Source organism: Streptomyces sp. NPDC017056, from assembly GCF_044332485.1.
Taxonomy (GTDB): Bacteria; Actinomycetota; Actinomycetes; order Streptomycetales; family Streptomycetaceae; genus Streptomyces.
Genome location: NZ_JBIRPD010000027.1, coordinates 102,185 through 117,654, shown reverse-complemented (window position 1 = coordinate 117,654; position 15,470 = coordinate 102,185). Strand labels below are relative to the sequence as shown.

Below are 15,470 nucleotides of genomic sequence, written 5' to 3'. Positions count from 1 at the left end.
GGACCGGGCCGGCTCCTGCGCCGGCCCGGTCTGCGGCTGGGCCGACCGGGCCCGTCCGCTGGTGTCCCCACCCGCTTCCGAAGTTCCCCTCCGACCGATTTTCCTCTCCGACCGAAGTTCCATTCCGACCGGAGGCCGTAGCCGTGGAAGAGTCCTTGTCTTTGTCGGCCCTGTCCAGCTGGTTCGTCGTCCTGCCCGACACCGACGCGGCCACCACGGTCGCCGCGAAGGCGCTTTCCTACGCATCGCACAGCCTGCGCCATGCGTCCGGCAGACCTTGGCTGGTGGGCCGGTGGGCAGCGGAGTCGGTCGTCGTGGGAGTGCACGGCAGTACCCGCGTCGCTGTGCTCGGTGAGCACTCCGTCACTCCTCGGGAAGCCAGGCGCGCCGCCGCGGCAGCAGCCACCGCGTCGCTGACGGCTCTGGACCGACACAGTGCGACGTGGGCAGGCAGCTTCCACCTCGTGGCCAGTTCAGGTGGACGGGTTCGGGTGCAGGGTGGAGTCGTCGACCTGCGGCGGGTGTTCTACGCCGACGCCACGCCTCCGGCGCCCACCCGGGTGAGTGTCGCGTCCACCCGGATAATTGCTCCGTCCGACCGGGTGAGTGTCGTGTCCGACCGGGCCGACGTACTCGCCGAGTTGGTCGGTGCGGAGCTGGACGAGTGCCGTCTCGCCTTGGAGTTGCTCACCTTGGGCGTGCCGCATCCTCTGTCGGGATCACCGCAGTGGCGGGGCGTTCACGCTCTGCGCGGCGGCCATTGCCTGAGTCTTGATGCCGACGGACGGGCGCGGTCGCGCCGGTGGTGGTCACCGCCCGACCCCGACGTCCCGTTGGCGGAGGGGGCCGGGCGCCTGCGCGAGGTGCTGACGGCCGCCGTCGATGTGCGCACGCGGGGACGCGACCTGGTGACGACGGACCTGGGCGGCCTGGACTCCACCGCCGTGTGCTGCGCCGCGGCGCGCGGGGAGGCGGAGGTCGTCGCGTACACCGCCGCCCTCCATGACGAACTCGGTGACGACGTGCACTGGGCGCGGCAGACCGTCCGAGCCCTGGGGTCGGTCGAGCACCACGTCGTACCCGCCCAGGACACGGCCCTGACGTTCGACGGTATCGATACGCTCCGGGACATCCTGGATACGCCCAGCATGCTCACGGTCGACCGCAACCGCCGTATGCACATCGTGAACCTGGCGGCCGCCCGGGGGTCCGGCCTGCACCTGACCGGGCTGGGAGGCGACGAACTCCTGGCCGGGACACCTGCCCGCCTGCCCGCCTCGATAGCCGCTCACCCTTTCCACGCGCTGCGGGACGTACGCGGGTACGCAGCCAAGTACCAGTGGCCCCGGCACAAGGTGCTCCGCCAACTAGTGGACCGCCGCTCCTACCGTGCCTGGCTCGCCCGGGTCGCCCGTGACCTGACCGGGCCGGCGGCCGCCGCGGACGAGCCGCTGCTCGACTGGTCCGTACCGCCTCGGATGCCGCCGTGGGCCACGGCCGAAGCCGTCGCGGCAGCCCGCGAGTCGCTGCTCGCGTGTCTGCCGAATGCCGAACCGCGGGGCAGGGACCATGGCGAGCACCGGGAACTGGCCGCGATGGACGGCATCTCCCAGTGGACCCGGCACATCGGGCAGATGGCCGCACCCCTGGGGATCACCGTGGCGGCCCCGTACTACGACGATCGCGTCGTCGAAGCGTGCCTCGCGGTCCGAACACCGGACCGGATCAGCCCTTGGCGTTACAAGCCGCTGATCGTCGAGGCCACGCGCGGCATCGTGCCCGAAGCCGTCCGCACGCGCGGCACCAAGGCCAACGCCACATTCGAGGAAGAGACCGGGCTGCGGCGCCACCGCAGCCGGTTGCTGGCGCTCTGCGAGGAATCCCGGTTGGGCCGGCTCGGCCTGATCGACGTGGACGCCCTGCGGGAGTGGTGCCGCCGCTCGCTGTCTGCGGAGACGGAGAGCTACCTGCTGCACCCGACCGTTGCCTGTGAGGTGTGGCTGCGCTCCCGCGAAATGACGGCGGCACCGGCCCGGCCCCTGACCGAACAGGAGAGGTGACGGCGATGTACACGTTGAAACCCGGTGTTCTGCTCACCGAGACCGAGTACGGCATGGCGCTGCTCGACCAGAAGAGCGCCGAGTACTGGACCCTCAACCCCACGGCGGCAGACGTCCTCCAGACCCTGCTGGACGGCCGCGGCATCGACCAGGCGGTGGAGACACTGACCGGACACTACGAGGGCGTCGACACCGACCTGGCCACTCAAGACGTCATCCGCATCATCGACGACCTGCGTTCCGCGGGCCTCATCGCACCGTAGCCGCCGCGCCAGTCAGACACCTGGCCCCAGGGAAGAGGAACGCCATGTCGACGTCGGAAGCGATCCCCTACCGTCCTCGCTCCGTCCCCTTGGCCCGCCGCCTCACGGCTCGGGTGGCGGTGGGCTGCGCCCATGTACTTTCCACGCTGCCACCTGGCCGTATCCGCGTCGTCCTGGGCTGGTTGCGGCGCGGGGCGAAGCCCGCCACGCTGGCCGAGGCCGCCTGTGCCCGGCAAACGGTGCTGGCCGTGAGCCTGGCCGCCGGGGGGAGTAAGGGATGTCTGCCCCGGTCCCTGGCCACGGTGCTGCTGTGCCGTCTTCACGGGCAGTGGCCTGCCTGGTGTGTAGGAGTTCGCGCCCGCCCGCCGTTCGCCGCACATGCCTGGGTGGAAGCGGAGGGAGAACTCGTCGGTGAGAACGTACCGGCCTCCTACTTCCAGCGCTTCTTCGTCGTGGAGTGAGGCTGTGACCTCGGCACCCCCGGCTGAAATCGCCTCTACCGACGACCAGGCGCCCCCACCGGAACAGTCGTCCGGCCGTGTCGTCCCCAGCCCTGCATGGTCCGGCCTGCGGGCTCTCGCCGGCCTCGTCCGGCCGCAACGCGGACGCCTGCTCGCCGGGATCGCGCTCGGTCTGCTGGGCAGCCTCCTGGGGCTGGCGCAGCCGATGGCGGCCAAGCGCGTGATGGACTCCGTCGGCCAAGGTCAGCCGGCGGTTGGCTCCGTAGTGCTCCTCAGCACATTGGTGCTGGTCGGCGGGCTGCTCGCGGGCCTCGGCCACTACGTGCTCGACTGCTCCGCCGAGTCCGTCGTCTGCTCCGCCCGGCGTAGGCTGACCCACCGTCTGCCACGCCTGCGCGTACCGGTGATCGAACACACCGAGCCGGGTGATCTGATCGCGCGCGTCACCTCCGACACCGCACTGTTGCGGCGTACCGCTCCCCAGGCCGCGTCAGCCGCGGTCACCGGCACACTGATCACCGTGGCGACCGTCGTGATGATGGGGCTGCTGGACGTTGTCCTGCTCGGCGTCACCCTCACCGTGATCGCGTTCGTCGGCCTCGTCGTCCTCGTGGTGACCCCGCACATCGGCCGGGCCACCCGGCACACTCAGGAAGCCGTCGGCCGCATGGGGGCTGGCCTCGAACGGACGCTGGGTGCCCTGCGCACCGTCAAGGCTGCGGGCGCCGAACAGCGGGAGACCGCGGCGCTGCACCGTGCGGCCGAGTACGCCCGCCACACGGGCGTCCGCGCAGCGGCGTGGGAGGCGGTGTCCACCACCCTGTCGGCCGTCGTCCTCCAAGCCTGTTTCCTGGCGGTGCTCGGCGTCGGCGGCGCGCGCGTGACCTCCGGCTCCATCGGCGTCTCCACCCTTGTCGCCTTCCTGCTCTACCTCTTCGCGCTCGCTCCCAGGATCGGGCAACTGGTCGAAGGAGTAGGGCAGTTGCAGATCGGCGCAGCCGCGGCCATACGTATCCGGGAAGCCGAGGCGTTGGAGGTCGAGGAGGCGGGCAGCCCGGAACCGGATTGTCTGGAAGACGGTAGGGAGAAGGCGGCCCCGGACCCGTCTCCCGGACCTCACGAGCGACACCGGCACCCCGCCACCGTGGCCTTCCAACAGGTGCACTTCGCCTACCGCCCGGGTCTGCCCCCAGTCCACCGCCAGGTCTCCTTCACCGTCCCCGCCGGCGGAGTGACCGCGATCGTCGGGCCGTCCGGCGCGGGCAAGACCACCGTCTTCGCCCTCATCGAGCGCTTCTACGAACCGGACGCCGGCCACGTACTGCTGGACGGCAGGAGCGTACGCCGATGGCCTCTCGCCGAGCTCCGCGCGGCCATCGGCTACGTCGAACAGGACCCGACCGTCCTCGCCGGAACCTTGCGCGACAACCTGACGCTGGGCGCAGCCGACGCCACGGACGAGCAGCTCGCCCAGGTGCTGCGCCTGGCCCGGCTCGACACCGTGACAGGACGCCTGCCGCACGGTCTGGACACCCAGGTCGGCCACCGCGGCAGCCGGCTGTCCGGCGGTGAACGGCAGCGGGTGGCGATCGCGCGTGCCTTGCTCCGACGGCCTCGGCTGCTCCTCCTGGACGAGGCCACCTCTCAGCTCGACGCGGCCAACGAGGCCGCCCTGCGTGAGACCATCACGGACACCGCACGCCGCACCACCGTCCTGGTCGTCGCGCACCGCCTGTCCACCGTGACCACCGCCGACCGCATCCTGGTCATGGAAAGCGGCCGCGTACGGGCATGCGGAACCCACGCCGAACTGATGGCACGCGACTCCCTGTACGCCGAATTGGCAAGCACACAACTGATCGTCTTCCGCTGACGTCACGCCCCCTCTTGGCAGTCAGGAGCGGGCAGGTGATGCGGTCAGTCCAGCGTGACGGCTCTGCGTACGGAGTGAATGTGCTGAGGGGCGAGGGGGTGCCCGATCCGTAGGAGGACCTGTGGTCGCCATCCGGATTCCAGCTCGGTCGCGAGCCGCACTGCCAAAGCGGGTACTTCGACTGGCCCGGCCTGAATGTCGTGCGCCAGCCCCTCGGCTGCCGCGCGCAGCAGAACGCGGTATGCGGCGCGGCCCGCGTCGCACCAGGCCATCGGATCGTCGGCCCTCGTTGCGACGACCACGACCAGTCCCGGTGCTGTCGCATAGACGGTGCGCACAGCCTCAGCCGCCTGAGTGGGATCCGCATGTTCCAAGAACCACTCGGTGGCCGGCATGTCGTGCCGTTCGGTGCCGGGGAGAAGGGCTTCCGCAGCCATCCCGTTGAGGGCCGGCTCCCCGTGCCAGTGCACCAGCCCGGCGAGCTCTCGGCGCAGGGAGGGCAGGGACAGCGCGGTGGCGAGGCCGGTGCCCGCGAGCGCGCCGATCCTGTCCACCGCCTTCCGGTCGGTGATCGGGAAGAGCTGGGTATCGGCTCCAGTGTGCGGCAGGGCAGTGGAGTGCAGCCAAGAAGGCTTGGTCAGCGGTGCGTAGGGCCCTCGTTCGGTGTGTCGTTGCCAGATGGCCCGGTACAAGGGGGAGTCCCCGGCCGGGGTGCATTCGGTGAGATGCAGTACGGCCAACGTGTGGTCGCCTGGTACCTGTGCCGTGCGCGTCACACGGGCGTGAATGCCCCAGCGGTGCGCCGCCACGACGAACGCCTCGATGAACATGGCGAGGGAAAGCGCTGTCTGGCGCCGGGTCGGGTCGCCGGCGTCCAGCGCATAGGCGTCATGACGGCCGACGTGGAGTTCGTGCCCGGTGAGCTTGCAGGCCCATGGCTGCGCGTTGTGGGCCGAAGGGGCGCGGCCCGCAACCTGAACCAGGAAGCGCACCTTGTCCCGCAGGGGCCCGTCTGCGGGATACCGGCCCGGCTCCTCCGTCACGGCGCGTCCCCGAACAGCGCCCGCATACTTGCCGTGTACTCGGCGTCGACGCGTTCGCGCTCGGCCACCGCTTGCGGGGCATGGTGGCCGACGTCCAGGACCGCGTCCAGATCCACCGCGTACCGGCCGGATGGCATGGGGTGGCCGGTGAGGATTCGCCGGGCCGTGTAGGCCAGCGCGGCCCCGGCGAGGCCGGCTGCCGTGCCGAGTTGCGGCCAACTGACGAGGCGCGTGCCCACTTGCAGCAGCGACAATTTCATCCGTGCGGTCACCTCTGACCCTACCAATGCGTCGGCCAGAGTGATGCGTTCGGCATCCGTGAGCTGCTCCGGCAGCCGGCGTAGCCGGTCTTGGTCCACCGCTCCGTGAAACAACGGCCGTTCCGGTTCCAGGTCGTAGCGTTCCACGTCCACGAGTACGTTGTCCCCGTTGTCGGTCGCCATGACCACCGGCACCTTCCGGGAGCGTGCGGCAAAGCGCGCGAAGGCTTTCACGCGCAGGTCGTCCGTCTCCTCGATGAGCAGGTCAAGGCCGTTGGCGCCGCGGCCGAAGAAGTCCTCGGCGGTCCGTTCCGACAGGCCGTTGAACACCTCGATGTGCTGGAAAGGGTTGAGTTCCCATACACGCTCGGCGCAGATCGCGGTCTTGGGCAGGCCGAGGTGGCATACCGAGGCCGTCACCCGGTTGAGATTCGTGAGTGCGAGGGTGTCCGGGTCGGCGATGCGCAGTCGGCTCGCGCCTCCCGTACCGACCAGTGTCATGACCGCAGACATGCCCACGCTCAGTCCGGCCACCCCCACCTGGGCGGCGTGATAACGCTGTTGTTCCTGGTGTGTGATCAGGTCGCGGTTGCGTGCAGTGCGCAGCCGCAAGTACGTCATCTCGTCCGGCAGGTGGACGGCGGTGTGCCGCCACGGGAAGTAGGCCCACACGCCGGCACGGCGCAGGTCGCCGTCGTTCCACTTGGAGGCCAGGTAGCGTCGGTAGGTGACCTGGTAATGCGGGGAGTCGACGGCGAGGAAGGGGAACTCGACGCGGAAGAGCTCCTCGATGATGTCGGGGAGAGTATCCACTTCGTGCAGCGGTTCCCCACAGGCCCGCAACTCCGCAAAGGCCGCGACGTCCCGGCGGCGCGACATGTCGTACAGACAAACGCCGGCCGACGACCGCAGGGAGTGGCGTCTCACGGGACGACCCGCCGGCCCTTGCCTGTGCGCACGAAGACCGGATCGCCGTGCGGAAGCGCAACCACGTCCAGGAGGCACCGGCCAGGCATCGCTTCCTCCAACTTCCGGTATTCCGCATTGGTCGCCCGCAGCGATTCACCGACAGCCTGCTGGATGCGTAGCCGCAGCGGTGGGCTCGGCACGGTGCCCGGCGCCAGCTCCACCCGCAGCCGCAGGAACTGCCCGCCGCTTTCCGCGGCCTCCTTGCCGAGGACGAACCTTCCTGATGTTCTGAACACCAAGTCGGGCCGCTCCAGCGCCCCTTTGATGTTGTCCGGGTAGATGTTGATCGCGTAGAAGGTGCATACGACATCCATGCGCCCGTACAGCGCGACGAAGTGCCCTGTCGAGCGCCCGGCAAGCTGCGCGGGCACGTCGTGACCACACTGAGCCATCGCCTCGGACAGCGACGCCATCGACAGCACCCGGCCCGCGTCACCGATGCGATAGCGGATCAACGGCAGACCGCTGCCTGTACTGAGGACGAGGTCCCCGTTGACGTCCTCGATATGGCGGTACCGCGGGTCGAACTCCACGAGCGCGGGCAGTACACCGGCGTCGGGGAACAGCGCCTCGCACAACTGCGGGTCCCTCGCCGCGGCGCGCCGGGCATGTATGGTCAGCGGCGATTCGACGCCTATGATCCCGGTGTCTGCCGAGCCGTAGATACCCAGGGAACTGCTGAGGGGATCAGTGGCGCCTACTGCCTGGTGAACACTGTCGCGCCAGCTTTCGGAAAAGCTCTCACCCGAGAACACCAGACGGAGCCCGAGCGGCTCCAGAGGCACGTCGGCGGCGGAGGCAGCGGCCAGGACATCCTTGACGAGGGGTGGGTAGCCCATGACCACTGTCTGGTCGAAACCGGGAGCGACGTCCCGCAGGATCCTCACGTTCTCCTCGACGTCGATGCCCGGGCAGACCGCTGTGAGCCGGTAGCCCTGTTGGGCCAAACGCAGCGCTGCCTCAAGCTGAGAGGTGCCAGCCACGTGCGTGCCCATGAAGAAGGAGATGACGCACAGGGTTGATCGGGAACGGCAGTCGAACGCATCAAACACACGCGCGTTGAGATGGGCGGCTTCCCGCAGGCTGTCCTCGTCCTGGGGCCAGTAGAACGGGGTGCCGCTCGACCCCGAACTGGACGCCACCAAGCGGGTACCGCCAAGACTGCCGTGCCACATCAGATCGGCCAGCGGAGCCGACCGCAGGTAGTTCTCCTTGGTCGTGACCGGGACGCGACCGAAATCGGCAGCTTCCACCACCAATGCTGGGTCACAGTCCTGGCTGCGCAGAAAGATCGCATACGCCGGTATGGCCACCGACGCCCGCCGAAAGAGCTGCAGTGGCCAGTCACTGTCGGCCGAAGTGGTCAGGACAGACATCAAAGCCCCGCTTTTCTTGCTGGCCACGACGTTATGCCCAGCCCCCGGGCGCGGCCACATGTGAGCCGCCAGGTGGGTGACACAGACGGCCGGCTCGCCATAACGACCCAGGCCGCGGTCGTCCCCGTACAGCGCACGAAGGCCCAGTGGTCCCGCCGCGACCGGTGCGACCCCCGCCGGGCCCTCCGATGTCCTGCCTGGTGGCGACCACCTTCACCTCAAGGCTGTCCTGGTCAGCTGCCCTGATCTCGACGCACTCGCCGACCACCGCCACCACGGACCTGCCCAGCCTCCGCCGGTTCGCTCAGCACCTCGAACACGAGCTCAATGCCGTAACCGCTTGGGATGACTGCCGAGCACTTCGCGCAGATTGGCAGACAGCCTCAGGCCGTCATGCAGCCTTAGGTCGCCATGCAGTCTTAAGCCGTCATGAAGCGGTCCAACTCGCGTGACTTCTGCTGCAGGGTGGCTGCCCAAGCCCCCTCAGAGGAACCCGGAGGCGCCGGGACCTGAACATCCCTGAGGCCGCCGCCTTCGGCGTAGCCTGCTGGCTGCCAGTTCACCTCGATGCCCGCCCTCTCCGCGAGAACCAGAACCGTGGCGACGAACCCCTGGGACAGAGCAGCCACGACGGCGTGACTCGTTCGCCGGTGCCACGCGAGCAGAGCATCGACGAACGCCTTGAACGCGACGGGGTCGATCTGGCACTCGTCGGCCTGCATAGGACCAATGCCGGACGGCAGACCCAGCTCGGCTTGATAGGTGCTCACCTGGCTCATGAATAGCCGGGAGGCTCCGTTGGACGGGTTCCACAGGGTCTGGTCGCCCATGTCGTAGTACTGGCTCAATGCAGCCTCTCTCTGCCGGTCGTACCGGCCAGCGTAGTGAGCACACCATTGCTGCGGCCGCGCCGGGCGCGTACGGCGAGGTGGGGAGTCAGCGTGTCTCGCCGATGGCGTGTGTCGGCCAGGCGGTGCTGTCGGCCTTGAGCCCCGGGTCGCCGGCCAGCTTGGCGGGAGCCGTCGCGGTGAACGCGAGGACCTCCCGATGGAGATGAGACTGGTCGACGTAACCGCATTCCGCCGCGACCTGGGCTGCGGCCTGGCCCGAGGCCAGGCGGCGGGCGGCGTGATGGAAGCGGACCAGTCTTGCAACGCGCTTGGGCGGCAGACCGATCTGCGACCGGAACCGTCCCCACAGGCGTTTGCGACTCCATCCGGTTTCGACGGCCAGGTCCTCGACCCGCACCCGGCCGCAGCTGGTGACGATCCGCTCCCAGGCCCAGGCCACCTCCGGCTGTACGCCTGGCCCCGTCTGGCGCCGACGGGCGAGCAGCGCGTCCGTCAACGCGAAACGGTCTTCCCACGAAGAGACATCGCCCAGCTGTTCCCGGATACGTCCGGCCTCCCGGCCCCACACGTCGTCCAGGGCGACTGCCGAACCGTCCAGCGTCACTGGTGAGATACCCAGCACGGCGTGGGCAACCAGCGGGGAGAGCCGGACCTCCACGCACGCGACGTTCTCGCCCCGCATGTGAACCGCTCCGGAAACGAGCCCGGCGACGAGGCTTCCCCGCTGCTGCCGACCGGCTGCATCTTCCACCACAAGCGAGCCGTCGCCGAACTCCACGACCAGTGTGACGCCGGGGTGAGGGACCACCGGCATCTCGACCGGACCGGCGCTCCGCCCGCGAAATCCGGCCATGGTGACACCATCAACGCGGCTGGGCAGCAACGGACTTGCGGTGGCCCACACGGCCGCAGCGCCGGGCCCCTGCACGGTGGATCGCATGGCCACATGCTACGCGGCGGTCGACCGGAACATTTGTCCAAGACGCCCGTGCGGACCGCCGGAGACAGTGGGTTCATGACCGAAGCCGTACTCCAGAACGCCTTCCAGGCCCTTGCCAGCGGCGACCGCGGACAGATCGCCGCGGTGTTCACTGCGGATGCCGAATGGCTTTCGCCTCCCGGGAACGCGACCAGTATTGCCCTGAACGCGACCCACCACATGGTGGGCAGGGACGCGATCGCACGCTTCTTCGCCGGGGACTTTCCCCGCCTGTTCGCGCGAGACCTGGCCGTCACCTTCAACCATTTCCATGCCGACGGCGCGTGGGGAGTCGCGGAGGTGACCGTGGCGGCGACGCTCGCAAACGGCAACCACTATGCCATCGACTACTGCTTCGTCTTCGAACTCCGGGGCAATCTGATCCACCGGGTCCGCGAGTACACGGACACGGCCCGCGGACACCGCATGGTCTTCATGGGCGGTCGGCTGTGCCCGGAACGGCGAGTGATGTGGGTGGCGGTGGGGTACTGGTGGCCCCACGGTGCGCTCGGTTGTCTGCCGTCAGTTCGTGTCCGTCGAGGTTGACGGCCACGGACGTGACGCCGCGTGTGGCGAGCTGTGCGACCACGCGGCTCCAGCACCAGCTTCCGTGCCAGAGGCTACGAACGAGAAAGGCTCCGCGTGTCGTTGCCTTGTCTTGCCATCGGTCACGCGACCGCCGCGCCCGTGCGTTCGGTGGCGATTTTGACGGCGAAGCCTGCCAGGGCGGTGCCCATCACATAGCGGTGCAGGCGCTGCCAGAGCGGGTGCCGGGCGAAGAACCCGGCGACGGAGCCGGCCGTCACGATGAAGAACGCGTTGCCCGCGACTCCCACCGCGATCTGGGTCAGTCCGAGCAGCAGTCCCTGCAGACCCACATGGCCGCGTTCCGGGTCGACGAACTGCGGAAGCAGCGAGATGTAGAGGATGGCCACCTTGGGATTGAGCAGACAGGTCAGCAAGCCCATCAGGAAGAGCTTGCGGGGACCGTCCTGCTCCAACTCCTGGGGCGCGACCGGGGACCGGCCGCCCGGTCGTACGGCCTTCCAGGCCAGCCAGAGCAGGTAGCCAGCGCCGGCCAGCTTGACCGCCAGGTAGATTTCCGGCACCAGTGCGAAGACGGTGGCGATGCCGGCGGACACCGCGAAGAGGTAGGCCAGGAAGCCGAGGGCCACCCCGGCCAGCGAGATCAGCCCCGCCCGGCGGCCCTGGGCGATCGAGCGGGAGACCAGATAGATCATGTTTGGCCCCGGCGTCAGCACCATGCCGAGCTCCACCACCGCGATCCCCGCTATTGCTCCCAGCCCGATCACAACATTCCCTCCGTACGCGTGTTCGCCTGGAGCAACCTAGCAGCCCGCCCAGCTGCGGCACGCCCAGTCCGTGCAGGTGAGCGAGGGCTGCGCCTCCGGCGCCCGGGGCCTCGTCGCCGCGCGCTCAGGCCACGGAAGATCCGTCCGGAGCCCACCGGGTATCCACGTGGTGCCGGTTTTCGACAGCGTCCTTGGGATTGGTGGAGCCGCTGCCGTATTGGTGAAGGGGGAACATTTAGATCGTTGCTCTTCCCGTCAGGACCAGTGTCTGCTTGGCAGCCCGGGAATCGCCGACCAGATCGCCGTGCGCTACATCGTGGCGCCCCACGTCCCGTCGCGCATGATGACTCTCCCGCGTAGTTCCGGCTCGCCGCGCCACGCGCGCACAGTCTTCGGGACCACGCGTACGTACAGAAAAGAATCCTCTTCTACGCGTGGGTCCCACCCGAACTTGCCGGCGAACGCCTCCGCTGCGTCTTCGGGCACCTCTTGGTCCGGGAAGTACTCCGCCTCACCTTGGATGAGCACCACGTCGAAGGTGTCTGGTAGCGCCAGGCGCACCCGCGGCTCTTTGCGGACGTTCCGCGCAGTCGCGGAAGAGGCGCTGGTGCACATCCACACTGCTTGCCCATCCCACAAGTACCACAGCGGTACCTGGTGCGGCCCGTGATCAGGGTGAGCCGTCGACAGCCATACATCCCGCTCGGTAACGAGCCGCTCCAGAGTGTCACGCGTACGCTCTGCTGTTTGACGACGAACGATTGCCGTGGTGTCCATGGGGACCGACCCTAGCCAAGCAGGCGCGAAGCGCGCCTGAGGCGCAGGACCTACTCCCCGCGACCGATGAGCTTCTCAGCCGTGGGATGGGCCGTGGAAGGGAGTCGAGCTCCCCAAGTCGATCGGCGCCAGCGCCGGCCCGGCGGCGGGGTGCCCGGCAGCGCTACGCTGCCGTTTCCCGCACACCGTGCCGAGGTTCACGCTCGGGTTCGTGGTGTCTCGACGAGGCGGTCGCCAGACAGCAGCGTGCCGGCCTGCTTGACGTGTTGCAGCACAGGTGAGACTTCCATGCTCTGCAGGCCGGCCAAGGACCCGATGCGGTCCGTCGTGAACTCGAATAGTTCGTCGAGGTCGCGGCAGTGCGCGACTGCATGGATGTTGTAGGGGCCGGATACGGCCGCAGCGAAGGCGATCTCGGGCTCCTGCGCAAGCGTGCGTCCGACGTTCTTCACTGCCGACGGATGCACTCGCAGCCACAGGTTCGCCCGAGCGTGATAGCCCAGGGCGGCTGCGGCGATCTCGACGTCGATGTGGACGACGCGACGCTCGATCAAAGCGTGCAGGCGGCGTGATACCCGTCCTGGAGTGGAATCCGCCGCGGCTGCGAGGTCGACGAGACTGGCGCGACCGTCTGCAGCGAGAGAGCCGAGGATCTTCTCGTCCTCTGCGGTGAGGCGCACAGGATCGCGGGTGACGACTGGGGCCTCAGTGAAGGGCGCACCTTCACTGCCCAGCATGGCTTCCTGCTCCGGAGACAAAGTGCCTTGCAGGGCGGCCCAGTAGTGGCCGCGGCCTCCCATGAATTGACGGAGCATGGCGAAGGCATTGATGTCGAGTACCGCTGCGGTGCGCGGAAGCCGTTGACCGAGCAGGTCTTCGCGCTGCTCACGAGTTCGTGACTGCGTCGCGCAGGTGATCTCGCAGCCGGCTGCGCTCAAGGCGACCCAGTTGACATCGTCACGCTTGGCGAGTGCGTCGGCGATCGCTGAGACGCTGCCTGGACGGCAGCGCAGTCGCACCAGCCACCTGCTCTGTCCCAGGGCGCCTGGATTCACCATGCCCGCGACGCGGACGACGCCGTCGGCGCGCAGGCGCCGGTAGCGGCGGTTGACGGAGCCTTCCGTGAGGCCGAGCGCATTCGCTATCGAGGCGAACGAGGCCCGCGGGGCGATCTGCAGAGCGCGAATGATTCGCACATCATCGGGCTGCACATCGCCAGGTTCACACACTGCCATGCCTCGCATGAGGAGAATCCTACAGAAGAGGCCCTTCGGTTCGCTCCGGAAACAGCGCGGCGAACAGACTTGCAAAGCACCGTTGAAGAGCCACAGCGGCATGCTGACCACGGCATCCCGGTGCACGAAGTGGGTTCGCGCCGCGAAAGAACGGAGATGACGCCGTATGCTGTCGACTGGGACAGATCAGCACACCCCGACCGCACTCATCATCGGAGCCTCGCGTGGCCTCGGCCATGCGATGGCGACCGAATTTTTCGACAGGGGATGGCGCGTCATCGGTACAGTCCGCGACACCACTTCCCGAACGCTCCTGCATGATCTCGCGGACCGATCTGGCGGGCGTGTGAGCGTCGAGCACCTCGACATCAACGAGCCCGATCACCTGGCGCCACTGCACGAACGCCTCGCCCACCGCCGGCTCGACCTGCTCTTCGTCAACGCCGGCACCACCAACAACGAGCAGACCCCGATCGGGACGGTTCCGACGTCGGACTTCGTCCAGGTGATGGTCACCAATGCCCTCAGCCCCATGCGCGTCATCGAAGCGCTCGAAGACCTCGTATCCCCCGCCGGACTGATCGGCGCGATGTCGTCCGGACAAGGCAGCATTACGAACAACACGACCGCCGGCCGCGAGGTCTACCGCGGAAGCAAAGCGGCCCTGAACATGTTCATGCGCAGCTTCGCAGCCCGGCAGGCCGAGACGCAGCGCGAGCGCGCCTTCGCTCTCCTGGCGCCAGGCTGGATTCGCACCGCGCTGGGCGGACCGGACGCACCGTTCACCGTTGAGGAAAGCGTCCCGCTACTGGTGGACGTCCTGCTGTCCAGGCTCGGCACCCCCGGTCTGGCGTACCTGGACCGCTCGGGTCAGACAGTGCCCTGGTAAACCAACCGGCTCTCACGCAGGGCGGCCTGGCGAGAACGCCCCGGCCGGCGGTCCGCGCCGGGGCCATCCAGACGTCATCTGGTTTCGCTTGCAGTGACCGCCTCCGCAGGACACCGAAAGGACGACGGCCATGCCGCTCATCGCGATCGAAGAACACTGGATCATGCCGGACGTGACGTCCGCGCTGCGCGCCATGCCGCACAGCGACGAAAGCCTCGCCTTCAACGAGATGGGCGACAACCGGCAACGTTTGGAAGACCTGGCGGCCGACCGCATCACAGCCATGGACGCGCAAGGCATCGACCTGTCCGTCCTCGCCCTCACCCCGCCGGGAACCCATCCGCTGTCGCCTGGGAAAGCCCTGGGACTGAGCCGCGCCGCGAACGACGTGGCCGCTGGAGCCGTCTCCCGCAACCCGACCCGCTTTCGAGCGTTGTCCACCCTGCCCATGTCTTCGCCGAAGGACGTCGCGGGCGAGCTTGAAAGAGCTGCGGGCATGGGGCACGTAGGCACCATGGTCTATGGCCGGGCAGGAGACCTGTTCCTCGACGATCGCGCCTACGACGACTTCTTCTCGGCCGCTTCCGAAATCGGCCAGCCGGTGTTCATCCACCCCCAACTGCCGTCCGATGCTGTGCGCGACGCTTCGTACCGAGGCTTCGATCCCATGACGGATCTCGCCCTCGCCACCTTCGGGTGGGGCTGGCACCTGGACGCCGCGACGGCGGCCCTGCGCCTGATCCTGCGGGGTACGTTCGACCGTCATCCGGATCTGCAGATCGTGCTGGGACACTGGGGGGAGTTGCTGTTGTTCTCGCTGGACCGAGCCGACAGTCTCTCCCGTATCGCCGGATTGCAGCGATCGGTATCGGACTACGTTCGGTCGAACTTCCATATCACCGCGTCCGGGATGCTGAACCCGGCACTTCTGCAGCATGCCCTGTCCGTCACCTCTGCCGACCGGCTGATCTTCTCGACCGACTACCCCTTCCAGCGGCCGACCAAGGTGGAGATCGACTCCCTCCTGAACCACTTCTCCACAGACGCGGAACGTGAACAGTTCTCGTGGGCCAATGCGGCTTCCCTGTTCGGGATCGATCTCTGATCCTCGGCTCATGATC

15 protein-coding genes are annotated in these 15,470 nt (G+C 68.3%); 7 read left to right on the top strand and 8 right to left on the bottom strand.

Going from position 1 to position 15,470, the window contains the following annotated elements:
* Positions 1-143: 143 nt before the first annotated feature.
* From ACH4OW_RS35255 to ACH4OW_RS35240, 4 genes are read left to right on the top strand one after another with little or no spacing between them, the layout of a single operon-like run.
* The gene (locus ACH4OW_RS35255) at positions 144-2,060 is read left to right on the top strand and encodes a lasso peptide isopeptide bond-forming cyclase (protein WP_398032304.1); all 1,917 of its coding nucleotides are present in this window, start codon (positions 144-146) and stop codon (positions 2,058-2,060) included.
* 5 nt (positions 2,061-2,065) lie between these two features.
* A complete protein-coding gene (locus ACH4OW_RS35250; RefSeq protein WP_360140984.1) occupies positions 2,066-2,323 on the top strand; it encodes a lasso peptide biosynthesis PqqD family chaperone in 258 nt (85 codons plus the stop codon).
* 44 nt (positions 2,324-2,367) lie between these two features.
* Positions 2,368-2,784, top strand: coding sequence for a lasso peptide biosynthesis B2 protein (locus ACH4OW_RS35245; protein ID WP_360140981.1), 417 nt, complete (start codon positions 2,368-2,370; stop codon positions 2,782-2,784).
* A gap of 4 nt (positions 2,785-2,788) precedes the next feature.
* Positions 2,789-4,657, top strand: a complete 1,869-nt coding sequence (locus ACH4OW_RS35240; protein WP_398032301.1) for an ABC transporter ATP-binding protein — start codon at positions 2,789-2,791, stop codon at positions 4,655-4,657.
* A 44-nt stretch (positions 4,658-4,701) separates the two neighbouring features.
* On the opposite strand, the gene ACH4OW_RS35235 is transcribed toward ACH4OW_RS35240, so the two are convergent.
* The 5 genes from ACH4OW_RS35235 to ACH4OW_RS35215 all read right to left on the bottom strand — a co-directional run bounded on the left by ACH4OW_RS35235 (position 4,702) and on the right by ACH4OW_RS35215 (position 10,096).
* Positions 4,702-5,700, bottom strand: coding sequence for a hypothetical protein (locus ACH4OW_RS35235; RefSeq protein ID WP_398032299.1), 999 nt, complete (start codon positions 5,698-5,700; stop codon positions 4,702-4,704).
* Positions 5,697-6,773 carry a ThiF family adenylyltransferase gene (locus ACH4OW_RS35230; protein ID WP_398032297.1) on the bottom strand — a complete coding sequence of 359 codons (1,077 nt, stop codon included), beginning with the start codon at positions 6,771-6,773 and terminating at the stop codon, positions 5,697-5,699. Before ACH4OW_RS35230 ends, ACH4OW_RS35235 begins: the two co-directional genes overlap by 4 nt.
* A gap of 110 nt (positions 6,774-6,883) precedes the next feature.
* On the bottom strand, positions 6,884-8,332 hold the full coding sequence (locus ACH4OW_RS35225) for a phenylacetate--CoA ligase family protein (RefSeq protein WP_398032294.1): 1,449 nt from the start codon (positions 8,330-8,332) through the stop codon (positions 6,884-6,886).
* A 392-nt stretch (positions 8,333-8,724) separates the two neighbouring features.
* Complete coding sequence (locus ACH4OW_RS35220) at positions 8,725-9,153, bottom strand: DUF6086 family protein (protein ID WP_398032291.1); 429 nt, start codon at positions 9,151-9,153, stop codon at positions 8,725-8,727.
* Between the two features lie 88 nt (positions 9,154-9,241).
* Entirely contained in the window at positions 9,242-10,096 is an 855-nt protein-coding gene (locus ACH4OW_RS35215; protein WP_398032288.1) for a helix-turn-helix domain-containing protein, read from the bottom strand.
* Positions 10,097-10,171: 75 nt separating this feature from the next.
* Here ACH4OW_RS35215 and ACH4OW_RS35210 point away from each other — a divergent pair, with 75 nt between their 5' ends.
* Positions 10,172-10,681, top strand: a complete 510-nt coding sequence (locus tag ACH4OW_RS35210) for a nuclear transport factor 2 family protein (RefSeq protein ID WP_398032286.1) — start codon at positions 10,172-10,174, stop codon at positions 10,679-10,681.
* A 122-nt stretch (positions 10,682-10,803) separates the two neighbouring features.
* On the opposite strand, the gene ACH4OW_RS35205 is transcribed toward ACH4OW_RS35210, so the two are convergent.
* The 3 genes from ACH4OW_RS35205 to ACH4OW_RS35195 form a co-directional block, all read right to left on the bottom strand.
* Positions 10,804-11,448: a LysE family translocator gene (locus ACH4OW_RS35205; RefSeq protein WP_360135583.1), complete on the bottom strand. Its 645-nt coding sequence runs from the start codon at positions 11,446-11,448 to the stop codon at positions 10,804-10,806.
* Between the two features lie 309 nt (positions 11,449-11,757).
* Complete coding sequence (locus ACH4OW_RS35200; RefSeq protein ID WP_398032283.1) at positions 11,758-12,225, bottom strand: pyridoxamine 5'-phosphate oxidase family protein; 468 nt, start codon at positions 12,223-12,225, stop codon at positions 11,758-11,760.
* A gap of 197 nt (positions 12,226-12,422) precedes the next feature.
* On the bottom strand, positions 12,423-13,469 hold the full coding sequence (locus tag ACH4OW_RS35195) for an Lrp/AsnC family transcriptional regulator (RefSeq protein ID WP_398032281.1): 1,047 nt from the start codon (positions 13,467-13,469) through the stop codon (positions 12,423-12,425).
* A 157-nt stretch (positions 13,470-13,626) separates the two neighbouring features.
* On the opposite strand from ACH4OW_RS35195, the gene ACH4OW_RS35190 reads away from it, so the two are divergent.
* Both ACH4OW_RS35190 and ACH4OW_RS35185 read left to right on the top strand, forming a co-directional pair.
* Complete coding sequence (locus ACH4OW_RS35190; RefSeq protein WP_398032279.1) at positions 13,627-14,349, top strand: SDR family oxidoreductase; 723 nt, start codon at positions 13,627-13,629, stop codon at positions 14,347-14,349.
* 130 nt (positions 14,350-14,479) lie between these two features.
* Positions 14,480-15,454, top strand: coding sequence for an amidohydrolase family protein (locus ACH4OW_RS35185; protein WP_398032277.1), 975 nt, complete (start codon positions 14,480-14,482; stop codon positions 15,452-15,454).
* Positions 15,455-15,470: the final 16 nt, after the last annotated feature.